Annotated in this window: 19 protein-coding genes; 6 read left to right on the top strand and 13 right to left on the bottom strand. The window is 36.5% G+C overall.

Translation table 11 applies throughout. The features are described from left to right. Positions 1 to 261: helix-turn-helix domain-containing protein (locus J671_RS13035; RefSeq protein ID WP_249364822.1), on the bottom strand; the 261-nt coding region annotated here is incomplete at its 3' end. Positions 262 to 691: 430 nt separating this feature from the next. Next, complete coding sequence (locus J671_RS13030; protein ID WP_031982511.1) at positions 692 to 1,291, bottom strand: TetR/AcrR family transcriptional regulator; 600 nt, start codon at positions 1,289 to 1,291, stop codon at positions 692 to 694. A gap of 121 nt (positions 1,292 to 1,412) precedes the next feature. On the opposite strand from J671_RS13030, the gene J671_RS13025 reads away from it, so the two are divergent. Beyond that, complete coding sequence (locus J671_RS13025) at positions 1,413 to 1,742, top strand: darcynin family protein (protein ID WP_031982509.1); 330 nt, start codon at positions 1,413 to 1,415, stop codon at positions 1,740 to 1,742. 172 nt (positions 1,743 to 1,914) lie between these two features. Here the strand turns inward: J671_RS13025 and J671_RS13020 are convergent, their stop codons facing one another. The 6 genes from J671_RS13020 to J671_RS13000 form a co-directional block, all read right to left on the bottom strand. Further along, the gene (locus J671_RS13020; RefSeq protein WP_031982508.1) at positions 1,915 to 2,241 is read right to left on the bottom strand and encodes a hypothetical protein; all 327 of its coding nucleotides are present in this window, start codon (positions 2,239 to 2,241) and stop codon (positions 1,915 to 1,917) included. Between the two features lie 28 nt (positions 2,242 to 2,269). Continuing rightward, positions 2,270 to 2,596, bottom strand: a complete 327-nt coding sequence (locus tag J671_RS13015) for a hypothetical protein (RefSeq protein ID WP_031982506.1) — start codon at positions 2,594 to 2,596, stop codon at positions 2,270 to 2,272. A gap of 282 nt (positions 2,597 to 2,878) precedes the next feature. Further along, entirely contained in the window at positions 2,879 to 3,385 is a 507-nt protein-coding gene (locus J671_RS13010; protein ID WP_031982505.1) for a hypothetical protein, read from the bottom strand. Further along, the gene (locus J671_RS26135; protein ID WP_228132357.1) at positions 3,385 to 4,344 is read right to left on the bottom strand and encodes an RHS repeat-associated core domain-containing protein; all 960 of its coding nucleotides are present in this window, start codon (positions 4,342 to 4,344) and stop codon (positions 3,385 to 3,387) included. Before J671_RS26135 ends, J671_RS13010 begins: the two co-directional genes overlap by 1 nt. Positions 4,345 to 4,379: 35 nt before the next feature. Next, positions 4,380 to 9,344, bottom strand: coding sequence for an RHS repeat protein (locus J671_RS13005; RefSeq protein WP_031982502.1), 4,965 nt, complete (start codon positions 9,342 to 9,344; stop codon positions 4,380 to 4,382). 21 nt (positions 9,345 to 9,365) lie between these two features. Continuing rightward, on the bottom strand, positions 9,366 to 9,713 hold the full coding sequence (locus J671_RS13000) for a hypothetical protein (protein ID WP_031982501.1): 348 nt from the start codon (positions 9,711 to 9,713) through the stop codon (positions 9,366 to 9,368). Between the two features lie 443 nt (positions 9,714 to 10,156). Between J671_RS13000 and J671_RS0104495 the strand changes: the two genes are divergently transcribed. Together J671_RS0104495 and J671_RS12995 are read left to right on the top strand one after the other, a co-directional pair. Next, entirely contained in the window at positions 10,157 to 10,483 is a 327-nt protein-coding gene (locus J671_RS0104495; protein WP_031982499.1) for a hypothetical protein, read from the top strand. A 2-nt stretch (positions 10,484 to 10,485) separates the two neighbouring features. Beyond that, entirely contained in the window at positions 10,486 to 10,824 is a 339-nt protein-coding gene (locus J671_RS12995; protein ID WP_031982497.1) for a hypothetical protein, read from the top strand. Positions 10,825 to 10,961: 137 nt separating this feature from the next. Here J671_RS12995 and J671_RS12990 read toward each other — a convergent pair whose 3' ends face one another. From J671_RS12990 to J671_RS12970, 5 genes are all read right to left on the bottom strand, one after another. Then, positions 10,962 to 11,537 (bottom strand): TetR/AcrR family transcriptional regulator, encoded by a 576-nt coding sequence (locus J671_RS12990; protein ID WP_031982494.1) that lies wholly within the window; start codon positions 11,535 to 11,537, stop codon positions 10,962 to 10,964. Between the two features lie 667 nt (positions 11,538 to 12,204). Then, positions 12,205 to 12,696 (bottom strand): flavin reductase, encoded by a 492-nt coding sequence (locus tag J671_RS12985; protein ID WP_002059158.1) that lies wholly within the window; start codon positions 12,694 to 12,696, stop codon positions 12,205 to 12,207. 189 nt (positions 12,697 to 12,885) lie between these two features. After that, positions 12,886 to 13,929: a methionine synthase gene (locus tag J671_RS12980; protein WP_031982493.1), complete on the bottom strand. Its 1,044-nt coding sequence runs from the start codon at positions 13,927 to 13,929 to the stop codon at positions 12,886 to 12,888. Positions 13,930 to 13,950: 21 nt separating this feature from the next. Continuing rightward, positions 13,951 to 14,937, bottom strand: a complete 987-nt coding sequence (locus tag J671_RS12975; protein ID WP_000031350.1) for a DUF1852 domain-containing protein — start codon at positions 14,935 to 14,937, stop codon at positions 13,951 to 13,953. Positions 14,938 to 15,304: 367 nt separating this feature from the next. Next, positions 15,305 to 16,177 carry a LysR family transcriptional regulator gene (locus tag J671_RS12970; protein ID WP_031982491.1) on the bottom strand — a complete coding sequence of 291 codons (873 nt, stop codon included), beginning with the start codon at positions 16,175 to 16,177 and terminating at the stop codon, positions 15,305 to 15,307. A gap of 255 nt (positions 16,178 to 16,432) precedes the next feature. Between J671_RS12970 and J671_RS12965 the strand changes: the two genes are divergently transcribed. From J671_RS12965 to J671_RS12955, 3 genes are all read left to right on the top strand, one after another. After that, complete coding sequence (locus J671_RS12965) at positions 16,433 to 17,041, top strand: LysE family translocator (RefSeq protein WP_031982489.1); 609 nt, start codon at positions 16,433 to 16,435, stop codon at positions 17,039 to 17,041. 117 nt (positions 17,042 to 17,158) lie between these two features. Beyond that, on the top strand, positions 17,159 to 18,088 hold the full coding sequence (locus tag J671_RS12960) for a LysR family transcriptional regulator (RefSeq protein WP_004710433.1): 930 nt from the start codon (positions 17,159 to 17,161) through the stop codon (positions 18,086 to 18,088). A 278-nt stretch (positions 18,089 to 18,366) separates the two neighbouring features. Beyond that, on the top strand, positions 18,367 to 19,677 hold the full coding sequence (locus J671_RS12955) for an MFS transporter (RefSeq protein WP_000383643.1): 1,311 nt from the start codon (positions 18,367 to 18,369) through the stop codon (positions 19,675 to 19,677). The last annotated feature ends 14 nt before the right edge of the window (positions 19,678 to 19,691 follow it).

Genomic DNA, 19,691 nt, shown 5'->3' with positions numbered 1-19,691 from the left:
TGTCTTTAAACGCTTTGCTATTTGCTGAGGAGACCATAAACAACGGATCGCTTCAACAATAAATTTCCAGAGGATTGAATCGATTTTGAGTTTTCTGTGACCACGTCTACGTCTAGCGAAGGTGTTATCAGAAGCATATCGAGCTTGATAAACGTCATTGATGCTATTTCTTTTAAGCTCACGATAGATCGTACTAGGATGTCTTTTAATGAGTTCAGCAAATTTTCTGGCTGAAAAGCCTTCTTTTCTTGACTCAAGCATTAATGCAGTACGATCTTCAAAGTTAAGATGATGGTATGACAATTTTATATACTCCATAAACCCTTTAAATTAATTAGGTGGTTTATGTCGCACTTCAAGTTTTACTCTGCCGGGTTTAACTTTTCTTTTGAATTAAGAAGAAAATCTAAAATTAATATAATACAGCTTATGCGAAATGTAATTTTCTCTGATATAAATCATAGTCTTATTTTTAAAAAAGCCCGACTCATAGTACTTGGGCTTTTTTAATGTTTTGTCACCTTTCAGGATTACTTATTGATCAACTCTCAACAATTTCATGTAATTTCTATTAATTCTAAAGCAGATAAATATCTAATATGTCGTAAGAGTTACTAAACTTTTGAATTGCTGAAATAGAAAATGACAATTTATATGTCACATGACAAACAAAAACCATGGCTTATGTCCGCTAGCTCAAATCCAAATAACCCAATACAGCTTTTTCAACTCGCTGCTGTAAATGATTTAAATCACTTTCCCCTGCTATACCTGCCGCGTTAATCATTCCTTTACTTAAAGCAATCACATCTTGTGCGGCTGTCTGCGCATGTGAAATGCCAGAGCGTATAAACAGATCAGAAATTATGGTTTCAAGCTCGTGTTGAAGTTCACTTTCTTCCAAGTCTTTTCCAATGAGTTCGGAAGCAAACTCTAGAGTTCGTGCCAACTGCGGACGGCTTAATTGATGTTGCACAGCAGCCTGAATGATAAGTTTTAGTTTTTCTTTTAAGTCTTCGGCGTCATTTTGCTCTATGACTTCAACAATATGATTTGAAAGCTTGGCGCGCTCACGTCGAATTAACTCGACGATTAGGGCATCTTTAGATGTAAAGTATTGATATAGGCTACCAATGCTTACGCCAGCGAGTTCAGCCACGGCATTTGTGTTAAATCCAGCAAAGCCTAAAGACTCCAGAATGCGAGCAGCCGCTTCTAAAATAGCTTCAAAGGTAGCAACTGAGCGTGCTTGACGCGGGCGTTTGCGTGGGTCTGGAAGTGTTTCTGACATGGGCCGAAATGCGAGTATTTAATGTGAGTAATCACTCATATACTGACTGAGTCATGTTGATATGACAAGCAAATGATGTCTTTTGAGTTCAATTACAACTCGGCCCAGTCATGGAGTGGTTATGTCTAGAACCTATACTTTTTTTATTCATTTAAGAGCTTTGCCTGCTTGGTTGGCTTTACCACGTGAAAAACGGGCGGAGTTTAGTACACAAAAGCTTGAACCGATTTTTGCGAAGTACCCGACTGTAAAAGTTCGATGGTATGACGTTGAAGCGTTTAGCACTAAAGCCAGTGATATTGCTGTGTTTGAGACGACATCTCTGCAAGATTATTATTTTGTGATTGATGCGATTCGAGACTCTGAGTTTTGTACAGTACCCTACTTTGAGTTTGTAGAGATTATTCCCGCAATTGAAGATGGGTATATGGAGTATGAAAGTTCTTTATAGAAGTCATAAATGATCTTTAAGTTGCACGACCAGTGCTATTCTGGTCGTAATCACCAAACTCTTTAAATCAAAAGAAATAACTAACTGAAAATTATTTTAAGTCGTTTTAGCTTGTGGTAGCAGCAATTAAGTTTCACATGTAAAGATATCTTTAGACACTTTTACTAATTTGTTATTTGGATATATCTAAGCGAGTTAAAACTGGTTCTCTACCATCACAACCATTCACCCATCCCTCTATAAGTGTTTGACTATGGAGCGCTGATAAAAGCGTTGCATACATAATTTTAAATAGCGGATGGTTTGCATTTAGTTTTATTTCATTTGAAGATGCACACCCCTCACCAGTTGCTACTGAACTTTTAAGCACAACAATTACATATGAGCCACTGTCATGAACAACTAATTTTCCAACCTTAGTTTGTGGGAAAGGGCTATTTGCAAATACAGAGTTGCAAAATATTAGGCTCAAAAATAGAGTAAAAAATATTTTATTCATAAGCTATTTCCATTTATATCAACTCATATCATTTTCTTAAGTCTAGCCTAGTTATAACAGGATATTGCCCAAAACAACTATTAGCCCAACCACTGATCACTGTTTGCGCATGAAATGCAGATAAAAGTGCAGCATACATTTCTTTAAACATATAGTGATCTTTACGCAAAATAACTGCATTCGAGATTCCACAATTTTCGCCTGTTGCTACCGGACTTTTTAATTCTATAATTAAAACATTCCAATTATCATGAATAGTAATTGCAGATATTTTTGTATTATAAAAACCACTATTTGCAGAAACTGCACTACAAATTAATAAATTTAAAAGAAATAATATTAATATTTTTTTCAAAATTAAAACTCCTTTATTAGAAAATCATATAACTATATTAGTTTACTAATTAATTCTGAATCCTACTTATAAAATAGTGCCCATAAAAACCCCTCGTAAGACTACTACCAATTTATTGAAAGCAAAGTTATTAAATTTATACTTCATTAAAAATAGGTAGTATTTTTTTCAATAATTTTTAGCACAATGCTGTAACACGTGGTACGTTCAGCGTAACTACAAACTCTAGATTAGACACTTAAACAAGTTGATTTAGAATCTATTAATATAGTTAATACACACCTAATCAAATCCTGGATATATAAAGTCATAACTTCCTGTTTTTATACGTTCAACAATATCATAGGGATTGATAACGACACCGATTTCCGCCTTACGATTTTCTCCTGTCAACTTACCTACACGTGTAAAGTCTTTATCATTAATATGCCATACATACCAATTCTCAGATACTTTAATTTTCTCCGCCCCAACTCGTGCTCCATAATCATTAGTATCTCTAAAAAGAATCATAGAAATATCACCAATTTCACTGATATTTCCAACTTTTTCCCATAAACTCATTTTTAATCCAAGCTTAGTCACACAATGAGCATAAAACTCTACTTCACCATCTATTATTTGCAATAAATCAATATCACCTTCCAATGGGTATTCTTTTTTGAAAACTCTGATTACATCACTATTCAACTGAGTTAAATCAAAAGCAATCAATTGAAAGTATTTTTTTTTACCATTGTCTAATTTAACAGTAAATACATCACCAATTTTGGTATTTTTCCTTTTCATTATCTAATACTAAACCTTTCCCAATATTTCGGACTAATTGAATTTATCTGGTTTAACAGCATACCGCCATTCTTCCCGAGACCATACTGATTAATTAAAGTTTGCTCCATAATACGAGCATCCCGTCTTGATAAATTTGTTGCACCATCTATCACACGATATTGTAATAATTCTTTACCAGTTCCAAAAGCATTCAAATGTTCAGCAAATCTTACTTCAGGTGCTCGTTGTGTAATACCTATGTATCTCACGTCCCCAAATTTATCTACACCCTGATATACAACATTAGTTGCTTTCTGGGCCTGAGTAATAAAAGTCATCTCAGGTAAAGCAAATTTTAAACTGCTATAAGTTAACCAAGACTCTTTAAATATATTAAAGCTTGTGCCCACTGGAATAAAATTTGACAACACATTTAAAGTGAAGAAGTCATATTTTGCTTCTTGTAAATTCGGCAAATTTCCTTGATCTATTCTTAATTGCTCATAGTACCTAATTTCCTCAGGAGTACCTCCCACAGGCATTTTTCCTGTTGAATCCCTAAAGGTGTAACTATCATTCCATCCATATTGATATGGATTGATTTGTCCATGCCCACCACTGATAAACGTTACAGGGTCGGGCTGATAAAACCGTCCTAATACTGGGTTATAGTGCCTTTGTTTTAAGTAAACCAGATCATTTGCATCTTGTACTCCACCTACAAAGGCTTGGGGATTTTTTAGGTTACTCGGTTTCTTTAACTGTAACTGTTGTCCAAAGGGTGCATATTGGTATGATTGACTAACAATACCTTGTTCATTTATTACCTTTAAGGTTGATCCATCAAAGTTCTGTATATGATATTGAATCCTGTCCTTAGCCAGCGTGAGCTGACTAAAAAGTAAAATTAAACTTAACAGCACCAACTGAATAGCAGATGACCATATTTTCTTTGAGTACATATCGTTATTTTTCATTTCACTTTTCATTATTGTTCTCATGGCTACCCTCCTTAGTCATCTTCAAGAATAAGATCTAAAACAGTTGGTAACCACGCAGCCATATCTTCATCTGGATCAGGTTCACTCGGATGAATTCCTGCGTCTAATACTCCTTTAGCTCCAAACTGCTTATATTCATAACCATCTTTATAGCCATCACCATCTGTATCAGGATTATTAGGATCCGAACCAATAAAACGTTCTAAATAGTCTGGTAAACCATCATCATCACTATCCAGATAGCTATCTAATAAGCTGAGTAATCCAAACTCTGCTGCCTCAAAATTATTGATAAAATCATAGCCATCATTTGCATCTGGATAATTCTCGAGCGTTGCAACCAGTTTATCTCCGACATAAACATAAGCTTGACTATAGCCAGATCTATGGTTGATCTCGTAAATTAAACGTCCAGCTAAATCATAAATATAATCAGTGATTCCATTTTCCCGTACAGCCCTCACTCTCAAGCCATCTGCATTGTAAATGTAGCTTTCATTACCATTTTTGCTTATACGGTAATAAGCATCGTAATCAAGTGCTCGAATGCCATCATTAGTTACATTACCCATTCCATCGTAACTAAACTGATAAGGAGATCCACTCACGCTACCCAAACGTGAAGTTCCATTTACATATTGGTAAACATAAGAAGCGGGTGCAACTAATTGACTTTTTGCCGTCACATTGACTGTATTAATGTCATCATTGTTATAGCTATATTGATAACGTGCGTGATCTTGTTCGATCTGCTTCATTAACCCTGTACCATAGCGGTCAATTGAAGCGTTATACGTTGCGCCACAATTATCAACCATTCTATTAATACGGTTTAATGCATCATATCCATAACTAATACTTACAGCACATTTATTCAGACTGGTTGAACTTACGCCTGTAGGTAAACCATTATTTGAATAAGAATAATCCCATGCAACATCAGTATTTGCTTGTACAAAAATCAGCTGATGCAATGCGTTATAGTTAAGTGACTGAATAACATTTGGTATTGAACCAATTTCACCAAATGCATTTTGATTGGACAAATCAACAGCTTTTCCATTTGGATAATTAATAGATACAATCTGATTAAGGTTGTTATAACCAAATCTAAGGGTAAATGCATAATTTGCATCATGAGAGTTAATACTTTGGGTCAGTGAAATAACTCGGCCCAAACTATCACGACCATAACTTTGCGCCGTGTTGGCATTACTTGTAGAAGTTAAACGGCCTGCAGCAGTATAACCATAACTCGTTGTTACACCACGCCAGTTACGTGAGGCAATTAAATCATTGATTGGATAATATTCAATTGTCTCTAACGAACCATCTTGATGAGTAATCGTATTAACTTTACCCGTAGCATCATAGCCATAAGTTTTTTGTCCGTTGATACTATTATCTTTTTCTGTTGCTAATGAACCATTGCTGTTATAGGTATAACGTTGTGTAGATGCCCCAGATGTTGCTGTGACAGGTTGTAATAATGCAAGATCGTAATCTGTAAATGTTTCAAAAACCGATCCATCATTTCCTTTTCGACTTACACTCGTCTTTAACTCCGGACTAAAATCACCAGCTGACAGATAATTGGATTCAGTAACACCATAAGCATCGCTCACTAAAGCAATTGCACCTGAACGACCAGCACACGACTGATAACAGTAAGAAATTGTCACACCATTATTATTCACGGTTTTCGGACGATCAAATACATCATAGTCAGTAGAAATACCCGTTGTCGTACCATTAGAAGATGGATTAGAACTAAACGTTATATTTCCAAAAGCATCATAACTATTTGTCATCACAACGGATTTATTTGATGTATTTTCAGTAGAATGGATCAGAAGGCCATCACCATTATATTTTTCAGCTTTACTATAATTTCCACCGTTTTGTGCTGTCTTTAGAATATTTAAACCATCATAACTTATCGTGGTATAACTCAAGCCAGCGATTGGAGTTTCGACAATTAAACGACCTGCATCATCATATTGATTTTCAGAACGAACGCCATCAGCATCTGTATGTCTTACAATATGTCCAAAATCATCAACTATATTTGACTCCTGCCCGCCATTTGCAAGTTTGATTTGGGTTGGAATACCGTTTTGATATGCAGCAAATTGAGTAATTTGCTTTCCATTCCCCACATCTACTTCAATAGGTAAGCCTGTATGTCGATCTCCTGATACATAGTTAGAAAAACACCCTACAAAAGTTGACCACTGAAAATCAACTAAATTGCCAAGACATGTTGAAAATGAAAGAGTTTCATATTTATATTTTGTAATTCGGCCTGCCTGAGTCTGGCTTTGAATAGCACCTAACTCGTCATATTCAGTCGTTTGTACTGTAAAATTACCAGATGTTTTTTGCTTTGGTAATCCAATAATCCAAGGTAAACTTCCGCTATTTACAGCTTCACTTCCAACATTTGCATTAAAATATGTCGTCGTTGTACTTGGTAATTGAATTGCGCTCCCACCATTTAAACCAGTTTGTTGTATTGTTTGCGCATTACCATATTGGTCAAAATTACTATAAGTTGTCTTATATTCACCAAAATGGTTGATTGTTTTGCTACTAGGCCGAACTAAATACACAGAATTATACCCTGTATAATTATCATTCGCTGTTGCAGGATTTTGTCCAATTAAAGAAAGTGTGGTCCATGAATAATTTTCTTGTCGATCACCAATAGTTACTTTTTTCAGTAGACCATGTAAAAAACTCTCTGCAACACCACCATCAAATGCATTCATTACATAGGTATAGGCTTTGCTCAAACCTGTTACCATATCTTTGGTCGTGACTGTAGTCGTCAGTTCATTGCTCTCTTTATTACGACTATATCCATAATTAATTTGCAAACTGTTCGCATTTATACCCGTATAATTTGAGTAAGTGATTTTGAAAGACTGTGCTTCATCAAATCCCGGGCGTGGAGCATTGATTAATGAATATGACCAATTCACAGATTTGACATTAATTAAACCATTGGAAGACGCTTTAAAAAATTTAACTCCCATCAAATCACTGTAAAACCACATATAACCCTGTGAAGTAACACCATTATTCGACTTTGGATGATTACCAATAATACGATAAGGACCCCCATATTCGTAAGCAATAGCATCACCACTTACGTCTCCTACAGTTCTTAAATAAACACTCGCTGCCTGTTTATTTTGAACTTGAGCAACCGTATTAGTACTTCCCGGTATAGGTTCATTATTTAAATAATTACTTTTATCCCCTGTGTAATACGTATAGGCTTTCCATACCACATACCTTCCATTTATATATCTTTTAATATTAGTTAAAATAATGTCGCCATTAATATTCAAAAATTCATCTTTATTTTCACTAATGACAGCCCCATCTTTATATTTTGCATAACTTAAAGTTAGTTCTGGAGTGGATAGAACATCCCTACCATCTAGCTGATGTCGTACATTTTCTAAGAATAATTTGGAAGAGTTGTTATATCCCTGATAGGTTGGATTAGTATTCTCGATTCGGGAATAGTTCATTGAATATGATTCACCAAACTGGTTCTCAACTTTTGAGGCATAGAGGCTTACACGTCCAGCAATATATTGACTTGAGAATATTGTAGGAAAGCCTGTTTGATTTTCTCTATTTTCAATAGGAAATAAATAATTGACCCCATTAGGTGCTCTAACTCTGAAATTATTTCCACTATTTTCGCAAGAAATAATCCAGTTATCCTGTGATATATATCGTGTATTTGCCGGATAACCCGTTACACCATTTTGGATAGGATAAAAAATAATATTTTTTTGACCTGGCAAATAAAGACTAATTGGTCTTTGACGAGTATCTACATTAGAATAAAGAGAAAAATCTGATGTTGATGTTGTCGGCTTATTAAAACTCCATAACTCATTCGATGGCGATTTTGATAACTGACCATCCCATTTTAACTGAAGTAAGGACAACAATGTATTTGCATAAGCGTTTGTGTAAACCAAGGGCATAATATCAACAAGTTGATTATTAGCATCTCTTAAAATAACTTCTTGACCTGCTGAATTATAAAACCTAACTTTTACATTAGGTTCTCCCAGAACTTCATAGTTAAAACTTGGGATGAGAACTTTTTTTGTAAAACCATAGAAATCAGCAGTATCGACGTATATCGATTTTGTTTTACCTAAATAATTACCTGAATAAAGAATATCGATCCTTCTTATATCTTTACCACTAATATAAAGGCTATATGTAAAATAAGATGAAGTTAAGTGTGCAGTTAATGCATTTATATTATTCTTATTTTTTGCAACGAGATCATTGGTAAAGGTCTGAATGTCAGTTGAAACTTTTGCAGTATAATAGTAAGTAGGGTTTATTCCATTATAAATACTTTGGGACTGAAGTTTATTATAAAAATAGTCACTTGAATTTAAAGTGCTTCTATCACTAGAGGCATATTGTAGAGCATAAGTAAGACTTTTTAGATAGTTAGCATTCGTTAATTCGAGATAAGAAGGAATAACCTCATTTTTATAACCTGCATCAATAATAGAGGTTTGGTAAATAGGCGAACCTGCACTACTATTTCCATTTGAATAATCGCCATTACTTTGGCAAATTCCTTGCCCGTTGTAGTCCCCTTGTAACTTGGTTGAAGCCCCCGTCATCATGACTAAACGTGGTACTTCCAACTCCCAGTTAGCTATAGACCTAAACCCATTATTTACCTTTCCATAAGAGCGAGACAAAGTAAAGTCAAGACCACGATGACCTTTTAGAGTTACTTCTGGAATATCAAAAACAATTTGCCCACTCATTAAATCAATATGACCATTAGGAACTTTTTCTTGTCCTGTATCTCCCATACTTTGATCAGATGGAAATGAAGTGGTTGCGATCGTCCAATTAATGGGTGCAGCATAAGTAATTGTACAAATTATCGCTAAAAAGAAACATATGACGAATTGCATAAAAATATCCTTTATTTTTTATTAATTTTTCTGGATCTGAACCGTACCTATATCCTCGCCATCTCCCCAACGAGTACAAGTATTCATCCCATCAATTTTCACTGTTTTATTTGATGCTTGAGCCATCATTAATAATGCCAACTGTCTTTTACCCGTTGCACTATTTTCATTTTTAATCATCATATAATTGCGGTCTTTTGCACAACTTGGTAAATCGCCAGAACGACTACCTATGATGTCTACCCAGACTAGACCATCCACTTCACGAATGTTAATAGAAGAAACTTTCCCGATATAGGTACTTGAAAATGCATTAGTTACAAATAAAATTTGAGTAAAAAAAACTATACTTAGAAATATTTTTTTCATTCCGATTCTTTACTTTTTGTTAAAATTACACATAAAATATATTTTATTAAATAAAATTACAATATATACATTATTTACTCATTCTTAAGGATTTGAAAATGATGGAATAGAAATTTTAGCTTCTTGGTTAATAACTTTTAGTACATCAACATATCCAAATGAAAAGGAAATAGCTAAGAAATTGTAGATATTGGGCTTTTTAAAGTTGATAAAATTGGCTTATAACTTTATTTAAAGCGATTGTAGGCTCTAAATAATTTTATAGTTTTTTTATTGATCAATAAGTACAAAATTTCAAGATCAACTAAATAGAGTTAGAATCAATGCTTTATTACTGTCTGTTTTTTAGTTAACGTTTTTATATTAAAATTCAAATATATAGTACAAAAACAAGACAGTAAATTTTGCATAGTTAAACATCTAGTAATGTAATGGAAAACTAAATGAAAAAATTTTTACTATATTTAACGATTGTATTCACTAGTATTCAGACTGCTAATGCAGAACAAGATTACGTGAGCGGAACTATAACTAGAATAACAAGTGTAACAGCTGGGCTTTTAATAAAATTAGAACCGGGAAACCTTCCAGATGTTTGTAAGAATAAAACTGCTTATGGTTGGATGCTTATTCCTCAGGCCCGTAAGACTATAATTGCCGTAACACTATCTCAATGGTATCAAAAAAAAAGAAGTGTAACTGTTTATGTTGATAGAGATTATTCTAATAATCCTAGTTTTTGTACCGTACAACAAGTAGAGCCTTTATAATTATGAAAAAACTATTATTTTTTGTATTTCTAACATTATGTTTTAATACCACTTTATTTGCAGCTGAAAGTGTAGAGGGTAGAAGAATCGTAGATATTGGCTGCCATGCAGATTCTGGTATATGCTATGTTACTTTATCAGGTAATCCTTTTGGCTCAACCTTAGGCTGTCGTTTCCCTCAAACAAATGAATTTAGATTTGAAAATGTTGAGACATCTCATGGGAAACGTGCATATGCTTCGTTATTAGCTGCTTTTTTAGCAAAAAAAACTGTAGATGTTTATCTGGCTGGCTGTACATCACAAGGACATCCTAATTTAGTATTCTTTCACATTCGTTAAAATTATTAAAAGATATTTGAGTTTTAATTATTTATAATTATCTTATAAATTTTATAGTGAAAAATAGGGAATATAAAATTCATCTTTTATATTCCCTATTTTTAATTTACTGAGTAAATTTAGATTATTTATAGAAGTTAAAACTCAAAAGCGTGCTTTTTAAAAGCCCTCCCCCAAAACCGCTCCAACACCACATCCCGTTCATCCAAACGATTTGAGCTTAAAACCTGTAGCAGTAAACCATCGATCAGGTTTAAAACCATGTCTGCATCAAATTTGAAAGCACGGGTTTCACAGCTAAAAATCAGGTCAAAAAGTTCCCGATGTAGCCATTTTCGGTATTCAACTGCCATACGGTAAGCTTGCGGGTACAGCCGTTTTATTTCAAAAACCGCTTTAAGCAGTAAATGATACAGACTGTTTAAATTGGTATGTAAAACAATAATTTCTTTGAGTTTATCGTGCGGGGTGCAGTAACGGCTTGAGTAAATAATCGAGAGCACTTCTTCTCTGAGCAGGCTTTTTTGAAAGGCAATACACATTTCGATCAAACGTTCTTTCGAGCCAAAATATTTATAAAAGGTGGTTTTGGTTATTTGGGCCTTTTCAACAATGAGGTCTACCCCTGCATTATGGAACCCATACGTGGTAAAGAGTTGGATTGCGGTTTGAATAACCTGTAATTTTCTGGAAGATATTTCTAAAGTTGGCATAGTTTTACCGTTTTAAATTCTTGTTGTTTCGATATGAAAAAAGCCTGTGCCCTTTTTGGGAGGAAAAAAGGAACGGCAAAGCCGCAAGACGGTGCTTGGCACATCTCAGGTTTTGTTGTTGCTAAGTTTTAAATAAAAATGACTTAAAGCCTGAAAACCTTATGGCGTTCAAGCTGCTGTAATTTTTTAAGCTGTGTTGTTATAGCTTTTGGCGCGGGGTGCCAAAAGCTAATGGATGTGCATAGCCAACTCCTGATTTATGGAGTTCTGCCAGAGCATTTATTTGGACTTATGGTGGCAGAACGAAAGAGGGTTGACAGACTGGTTTTGAGAACCCAGCACGCACAAAGGCGTCCCCCTTCCGTCCTACCGCTACAAAAGAGGGACGAGTGGGTTTACATCAAAAAAACGAGTTTTTTCAATGTTCTCAAAATGCAGCCTGTCAAAGCCGGCTGGCAATGTGGCCAGCACGCAAAGCATAATCTGAGAGTTGAGATGTGTCAATGTAGCTTTAATGACAAGTGATTAAATTTCTTATTGTTTTTCATTAGATTAACTTAATTATTATTTAAGATATTATATTTAATTATATTTTTAAAATTAAACAGAAGCGATCCATGCTTATTGATTTATTAATGAGTCTTTTTATATGAAATAATAAGTAGGATTAGACCGTCTCAGTCTGCCCCACTTGGTGATAAGCACGGTTAAAGTAAACCAAGCTTTGGTCATGTTGGCTTTGTTTAATCGCCACAATCGGACATATAAAAATCGTATGTGTGCCGACTTGTTGAATTTGTTCAATCTCGCAATCGAAACTGACCAAAGCATCATCTAACACAGGTGAACCCGTTTCTAACTCAATCCATTCGCCATGTTTAAAGCGTTCTTCTGGTGTGAGTTTAGATGAAAATGCTTTTGAAATATGTTCGTGATGCGCACCTAAAACATTTACCGTTAAGATTTTGTTATCTAGGAAATGTGCATGTGAACTCGCAGATTGGTTCATACAGACCAATAATGTCGGCGGTGTGTCAGTCACACTACAAACAGCAGAGGCAGTAAATCCAAAACGGCCAGACATGCCTGCCGTGGTCACAACGCTAACCGCACTTGTGAGTAAAGACATTGCATTTCTAAAGTCTGTTGCTTGAACCATGACATTATTCCTAAATTGAACCGTACCTTGTCCTGTGTGTTTTGCTATACCGCCCAACTCCATCAGGAAGGCACTGTATCGACATGAGTCCTGTTTAGAACTACATGTAATAAGTGAAATGAGGGTTACTGCTTTGATTATCAATAGCCATCAAAAAAGTAACCCTTTATACCATTGTATTGGTAAATATTAAGCAGTAAGTTCAAAACCCGTAAGTTCTCGGCGAACAATTTCTGCACCTGCCGTTAACGCATTTAACTTACCACGTGCCACTTCACGTGAAAGAGGCGCCATACCACAGTTTGTGCAAGGGTAAAGCTTGTCAGAATCTACAAACTGAAGTGCTTTACGTAGTGTGTTTGCTACTTCTTCTGGTGTTTCAATCTGGTTAGATGCGACATCAATTGCACCCACCATGACTTTTTTACCACGAATGAGTTCAAGCAAATCAATTGGCACACGCGAGTTGTGACATTCTAACGAGATGATATCAATGTTAGACGTTTGAAGTTTCGGGAAAGCTTCTTCGTACTGGCGCCATTCCGAACCGAGTGTCTTTTTCCAGTCAGTGTTGGCTTTAATGCCGTAACCATAGCAAATGTGTACCGCAGTTTCACATTTTAGACCTTCAATTGCACGTTCTAAAGTCGCAATACCCCAGTCATTTACTTCGTCAAAGAAAACGTTAAATGCAGGTTCGTCAAATTGAATAATGTCTACACCAGCAGCTTCTAGCTCACGCGCTTCTTGGTTCAAGATTTTAGCAAATTCCCAAGCAAGCTTTTCACGGCTCTTGTAGTGACCATCATAAAGCGTATCAATCATAGTCATTGGACCAGGTAATGCCCATTTAATTGGTTGATCAGTTTGCTGACGTAAGAACTTCGCATCTTCAACAAACACAGGCTTTTGACGAGACACCGCACCTACCACAGATGGCACGCTTGCATCGTAACGGTCACGAATACGAACTGTTTCGCGCTTCTCAAAATCTACGCCATTTAAGTGTTCAATAAATGTCGTCACAAAGTGTTGGCGGGTTTGTTCACCATCGCTCACAATATCAATGCCAGCAAGTTTTTGCTCGTGAAGTGCTAAACGTAACGCGTCTTTTTTACCTTCAACTAAGCCTTCGTTTTCGAGTTTCCACGGCGACCAAAGCTTTTCAGGTTCTGCAAGCCAAGACGGTTTTGGTAAGCTGCCAGCAGTTGAAGTCGGTAATAATTTTTTCATGTTAAATGACCTGTATGTTGATTAATTAGGAGCGTAATTCGCAGACCACTGCTCAAGAATCGCTTGGTATGGTTTGATAAATTGCTCTTCAACAAACTTCCCCTGCTCTATAGCCAGACGGCTACGTTCTTCACGGTCATACACAATTCGAGTAAGTGAATAATCTTCGTGTTTCAAGCTTGGTTGATAAGACTTTCCAGCCACTGAATTTGCGTTGTAAATTTCAGGACGGTAAATCTTTTGGAAGGTTTCCATCGTACTAATGGTACTAATCAACTCAAGGTTGGTGTAATCACTCAACAAATCACCAGTAAAATAGAACGCTAACGGTGCAACGCTATTTGGCGGCATGAAGTAGCGAACTTTTAAGCCCATTTTTTGGAAATATTCATCGGTTAATGAATAGTCTTCTTGCTTGTATTCCACACCCAAAACAGGATGTTCGTTTTCAGTACGGTGGTACTCTTTAGTTGTTGAAACGCTTAGGCAAATCACAGGCGCTTTTTTAAAGTTGGCTTTGTAAGTTTCAGAGTTAATAAAGCTCTTAAATAAGTTACCGTGCAATTCGCCAAACTTTTCTGGCGTGCTAAACGTAGACTTGTTTTTGTTGTGATCTAACAACAGCACACTAAAGTCATAGTCACGTACATAAGACGAGAAGTTGTTACCAACAATACCTTCAATGCGTTCATTGGTCTTTTTATCAACAATATTGGTTTTCAATATTTCGATTAAAGGCAGTCCGCTAGTACGGTTTTCGGCATCAATGTTCATTTCAACCGAAATGATTTCAAGTTCAACCCCATAGCGGTCGCCCTTAGGGTTGTCCCAATGAGCTAAGGCATTGAAACGATTGTCGATCATCTGCAATGTATTGCGCAAATTCTCTTCGCGGCTCATCCCTCTTGCCAAGTTAGCAAAGTTGGTTGTAATACGCGTATTGTCTGCTGGACGATAGTTCTCATCGAAACAAATACTCTTAATCGTAAATGTAAATTCTTTACTCATTGTGATCAGTACCCTAATTTCTGAGATAAACCTAAAAAAATCTTTTTGCTCTTTTTGAACTTTCCAGCCTTGTCAGTTTTGCGCCTTGTGGTCTTATCAAAAGTGAATAACTGGAGCGCTCCAGAGCATGGATAGATTTATACCGCAATCACAACATGAATAAAAATGATTTAGTCTCATTCAAAACTGAGTGAAATTCATGTTTAGGGTTTTATAAATAAGTTTGAAGTTAAATATTTTTCATCTTTGGAGTTTTTAGACAGCAAAATTTCAATATACAGCGCTCGCGTTGTAGCGCCTGAAAATTTAGAATTTATGATTATTTTCAATCAATTAAACAATTTTTCTTTAAATAAAACTGCTCAACCTAAAGCAATTTATGTTGACTCTCATTCATCTCTGCTTTTAACCATTCTAAAAATATGGTTTTGCGTGGATCTTCCTCAAAAGCACGATGAGAAAGTAAAAAATAGGCTGAACCGTCTTGAACGATTGGTGAAATTTTTTGCAGTAAGTTCCACTCAAGCTCTTTTTCAATCATATAAATTGAGATGACAGTCGCGCCGAGTCCCGCCAAGCAACCTTCTAAACATAGATAAAAATGTTCAAGCTCAACTTTGGTGTAGCCTTTTAAATTTTGCTTTAACTCAGCAATGCGGCTCATACTTTTGAAAAAATTCGGTCTAGAGGTCGAGATGAGTACGTCGTTTGTTTCCGATAGCTTGGTTGGTTGAACTAGAGCGATATATTCATCGGCAATCTTTTCGCTATAAATATGCTCTCCCCAATCAAAGTCATTTCGGCGAATTGCGATATCAATATTATCTTTTTCAAAATCGACCACGCCGCCTGCTGTGAGTAGCACAACCTCAAAATCATGACCAAGCTTTTTAAACTTAGATAAACGCGGAATGAGCCATTTCATGGAAAGAGTCGGTTCACAAGACAAAACCAGTTGTTTGTTTTCAGCTTTAGGCTGGCTGAGTTGTATTAAACATTCATCGAGTTGACCAAAAACTTGATGGCAACAACTCAATAAAGTTTCACCCTGCTCAGTCATCACAAGTGTTTTATTTTTTCGGTCGAACAAAGTCGTATTTAAAGCTTCTTCTAAATTATAAATCTGTTTACTGACCGCACTTTGCGTCACAAATAATTTCTTTGCAGCTAAAGTGACGCTGCCATACTTCGCCACAAAGTAGAAAAATTTTAATGAATTCAGCGATATTCTTTCGATCATTCCAAAAACTCATAGATATGTAGTCGTTTTTATCGATTTTTATTTTTAGGTTTCTGTTCAAAATAAAAATCATCTTGATTAAACCCTATTTTAGATGATGAAAAATATTTTAAATATCTATATCTATCTTCATAAATGTAAAACCCCAACCTTTCTCACCAAAAGAATAGCAGCTTTCAGTAAAACAGTTCTCCTCTCGAATACATTCCAAAAAGTACAGATAAAACTGTTCTTTTGCAGTGTGGGGGCAAAATAATGGCAGAGTTTATTGCGGTTATTCTCATTACGATTTTGGCAGTGGTAAGCCCCGGCGCTGACTTCGCGATTGTGACCAAAAATAGTTACTTGTACGGTCGAAAAATAGGTGTGTTCACTTCACTGGGAATATCACTTGGTGTGTTGGTGCATGTGACCTATACATTAGTTGCAGTTGCCTTTGTGATGACTTATACACCGCAAATTTTGAATATTGTTAAGTATATTGGCGCGCTTTACCTGATCTATATTGGCTATAAAACTTTTACACAAAAACCAGTTTTAGACACTGATGCTTTAAGCGCTATAGACACTTTGCAAGCCATAAAATACGGCTTTTTTACCAACGCCCTCAACCCCAAAACCACACTATTTGTGATTAGCACCTATACGCAAATTGTGAGTTTAACTACCCCTGAAAGCGTTCTTTTGGCGTATGGCTTTTTTATGTCATTTGCCCATTTTGTATGGTTTTCACTAGTAGCTGTGCTGTTTTCATCCATGCTGCTGAGACAAAAAATGTTAGCCAAGCAAGTGCAAATTAATAAGGTGATTGGTTCAGTTTTATGTGTACTAGGAGTGGTTCTGCTTTTTACCAAGTTTCAGTAGAGCCGTTTAATTTTTAAGAAACTTTTTTATATATTACTGTTAATATTAAAACGCATGATAGATTTCCCAATCCTTCATATCTCTATAAATCAAGGATGATGAGCGAATACATTTATTATGGAAATCAAGCAAATAAAGTATTTTTTGACAGTCGTTGAATCGGGCAGTATTGGTAAAGCTGCCCAAAAACTCGATGTCGGTGCTTCGGCGATTAGTCAGCAAATTAGTAAGCTCGAACAAGAGTTAAGCATTCGTTTATTACAGCGTAATGCTTTTGGTGTGACCCCAACCCCAGCAGGTCTTGCCTTTTTAAAGCACTCGCAACTGATTTTGCGTCAAGTGAACTTTGCCATAGATGCTGCACATTCAGCACGGCTTTCCGGTCATGTCAGCCTTGGTTTTCCGCCGACCATTACTGCTTTAATTGGCATCCCTTTAATGAAACTAATGTCTGAACGTTATCCAGATATTCGTTTAGAGATTGTGGAAACCCTGTCGGGGAACCTGATTCAGTCGATTAATTCACGTCAGCTTGATATCGCCATTATTTTTACCAATGAAATTGATAAGCAGTGGTCTATACAGCCCTTGGTACGAGAACAAATGTACTTGATGGCGCGCAAAGAAGTGCTCGAAAAATACGGCCTTAGCGAATGTATTAAAAGCGGAATTATTCAGTCGCAGCAAATTGGCGATATTCCTTTAGTGCTACCACGTCAGCGCCATAGCTTACGAAAACTGCTTGAACACAAGATTGGACAGCTTAATGTCGTCTATGAAATTGATGGCTTGCATTTGCTTATGGACAGCCTAATTCACCTTGACCTTGCCAGTGTTCGCCCCGGAAGTGCCTGCCTGCAAGAGTATAAACATAAGCTGCAATTGCTTAAGGTCGTCGACCCAGAAGTTGAACGAATTAACTACTTGGTAAGCCTTGCCGAAGAAGAATTATCACCCGCTGCACTTGCTGCCAAGTCAGCCATTAAGGCCTGTGTTAAAGAGTTAATTCAAAACCAAATTTGGCCATGTTCTGAAATTATTGTTTAAAGGGTCATTAATTTTTCTAAATACCTAATTAATTTTCGCCTCTCACTCCTCCCTGCTTTTTAAGATTACATTTTTATACGAATGATAAGTGGTTTTCTGTTTATCGAAATATAGATGTGTAGTTTTAACTGGAAACAAGGCATCACATTTTCTACCAAGGACACCTTTAAATCTCATCTCTAACCCATTTCCTATTTAGGTTTATTGATTGAATCAATTTACGTCCAAACTTTGAAGATCGTGAATGTTTCCATTTTGTCAGGCCAAGGAGGTCTCCAATGGATGTCGTTAATAACCGTAGGGCTACTTTTAAAAAAATATTAAACGTAACGAGTGGCAACTTTTTAGAACAGTACGATTTTTTTCTTTTTGGTTTCTATGCCACCTATATCGCAGCAAAATTTTTCCACTCAGATAATGAATATGTCTCTTTAATGATGACATTTACCGTGTTTGCTGCGGGCTTTCTTATGCGTCCTCTTGGCGCTATTTTCTTGGGTGCCTATGTCGACAGAATTGGTCGTCGTAAAGGGTTGATTGTGACTTTAAGCCTGATGGCTATTGGTACGATTTTAATTACCTTTGTACCGGGTTATGACACCATCGGTATTATGGCCCCTATTTTGGTGGTCATTGGCCGTCTGTTACAGGGCTTCTCGGCAGGTGTTGAATCTGGCGGCGTGTCGATTTACCTTGCAGAAATTGCAACCGATAAAAACCGTGGTTTTATTACTAGCTGGCAGTCTGGTAGCCAACAAATTGCGGTCGTGTTTGCAGCGTTATTTGGTTATTGGCTCAACACCGTTTTAACTCATGCACAAGTGAGTGAATGGGGCTGGCGTATTCCTTTCTTAATTGGTTGTTTGATCATTCCTTTAATCTTCTTATTCCGCCGTACTTTAGAGGAAACTGAAGCATTTAAAGCACAAAAAACTCATCCTTCAACCAAAGAAATTTTCAGCACATTGGCGAGCAACTGGCGCATTGTACTCGCCGGCATGATGATGAGTGCGATGACTACGACAACGTTCTACTTTATTACGGTTTACACCACGGTGTATGCAAAACGTACTTTAGAAATGTCAGTCACAGACAGCCTTTTAGCAACCGTGTTTGTGGGTTTGTCGAATTTCTTCTGGTTACCAATGGGTGGTTTACTTTCCGACAAAATTGGTCGCCGTCCTGTGTTAGTTGGTATTACGACTCTTGCGATCTTTACCAGCTATCCGGTTTTAAGCTGGTTGGTGAGCGACATTAGCTTCTCAAACCTACTTATTACTCTTGCTTACTTCTCGTTCTTCTTTGGTATGTACAACGGGACTATGGTCGCAACGCTTGCCGAAGTAATGCCAAAACGTGTTCGTACCGTTGGCTTCTCTTTAGCGTTTAGTCTTGCAGCCGCGATTTTTGGTGGTATGACTCCAATGGCGTGTACTTTCCTAGTAGAAAACACTGGCAATGCAAGCACACCAGCGTTCTGGCTCATGCTTGCTGCGGTATGTAGTCTCATCTCAAGTTTATATCTATGTCGCGGTTCTAAGCAGAACAAATCTGACGCGATTGCTGAACCTGCAAAGGTTAGCGCTTAAAACAACTAACTACT

Origin of the sequence: Acinetobacter sp. 1130196, assembly GCF_000588095.1 — a bacterium.
GTDB lineage: Bacteria > Pseudomonadota > Gammaproteobacteria > Pseudomonadales > Moraxellaceae > Acinetobacter > Acinetobacter nosocomialis.
Note: the sequence above shows the minus strand (reverse complement) of the source record. Positions and strands in the feature narration are given on the sequence as shown.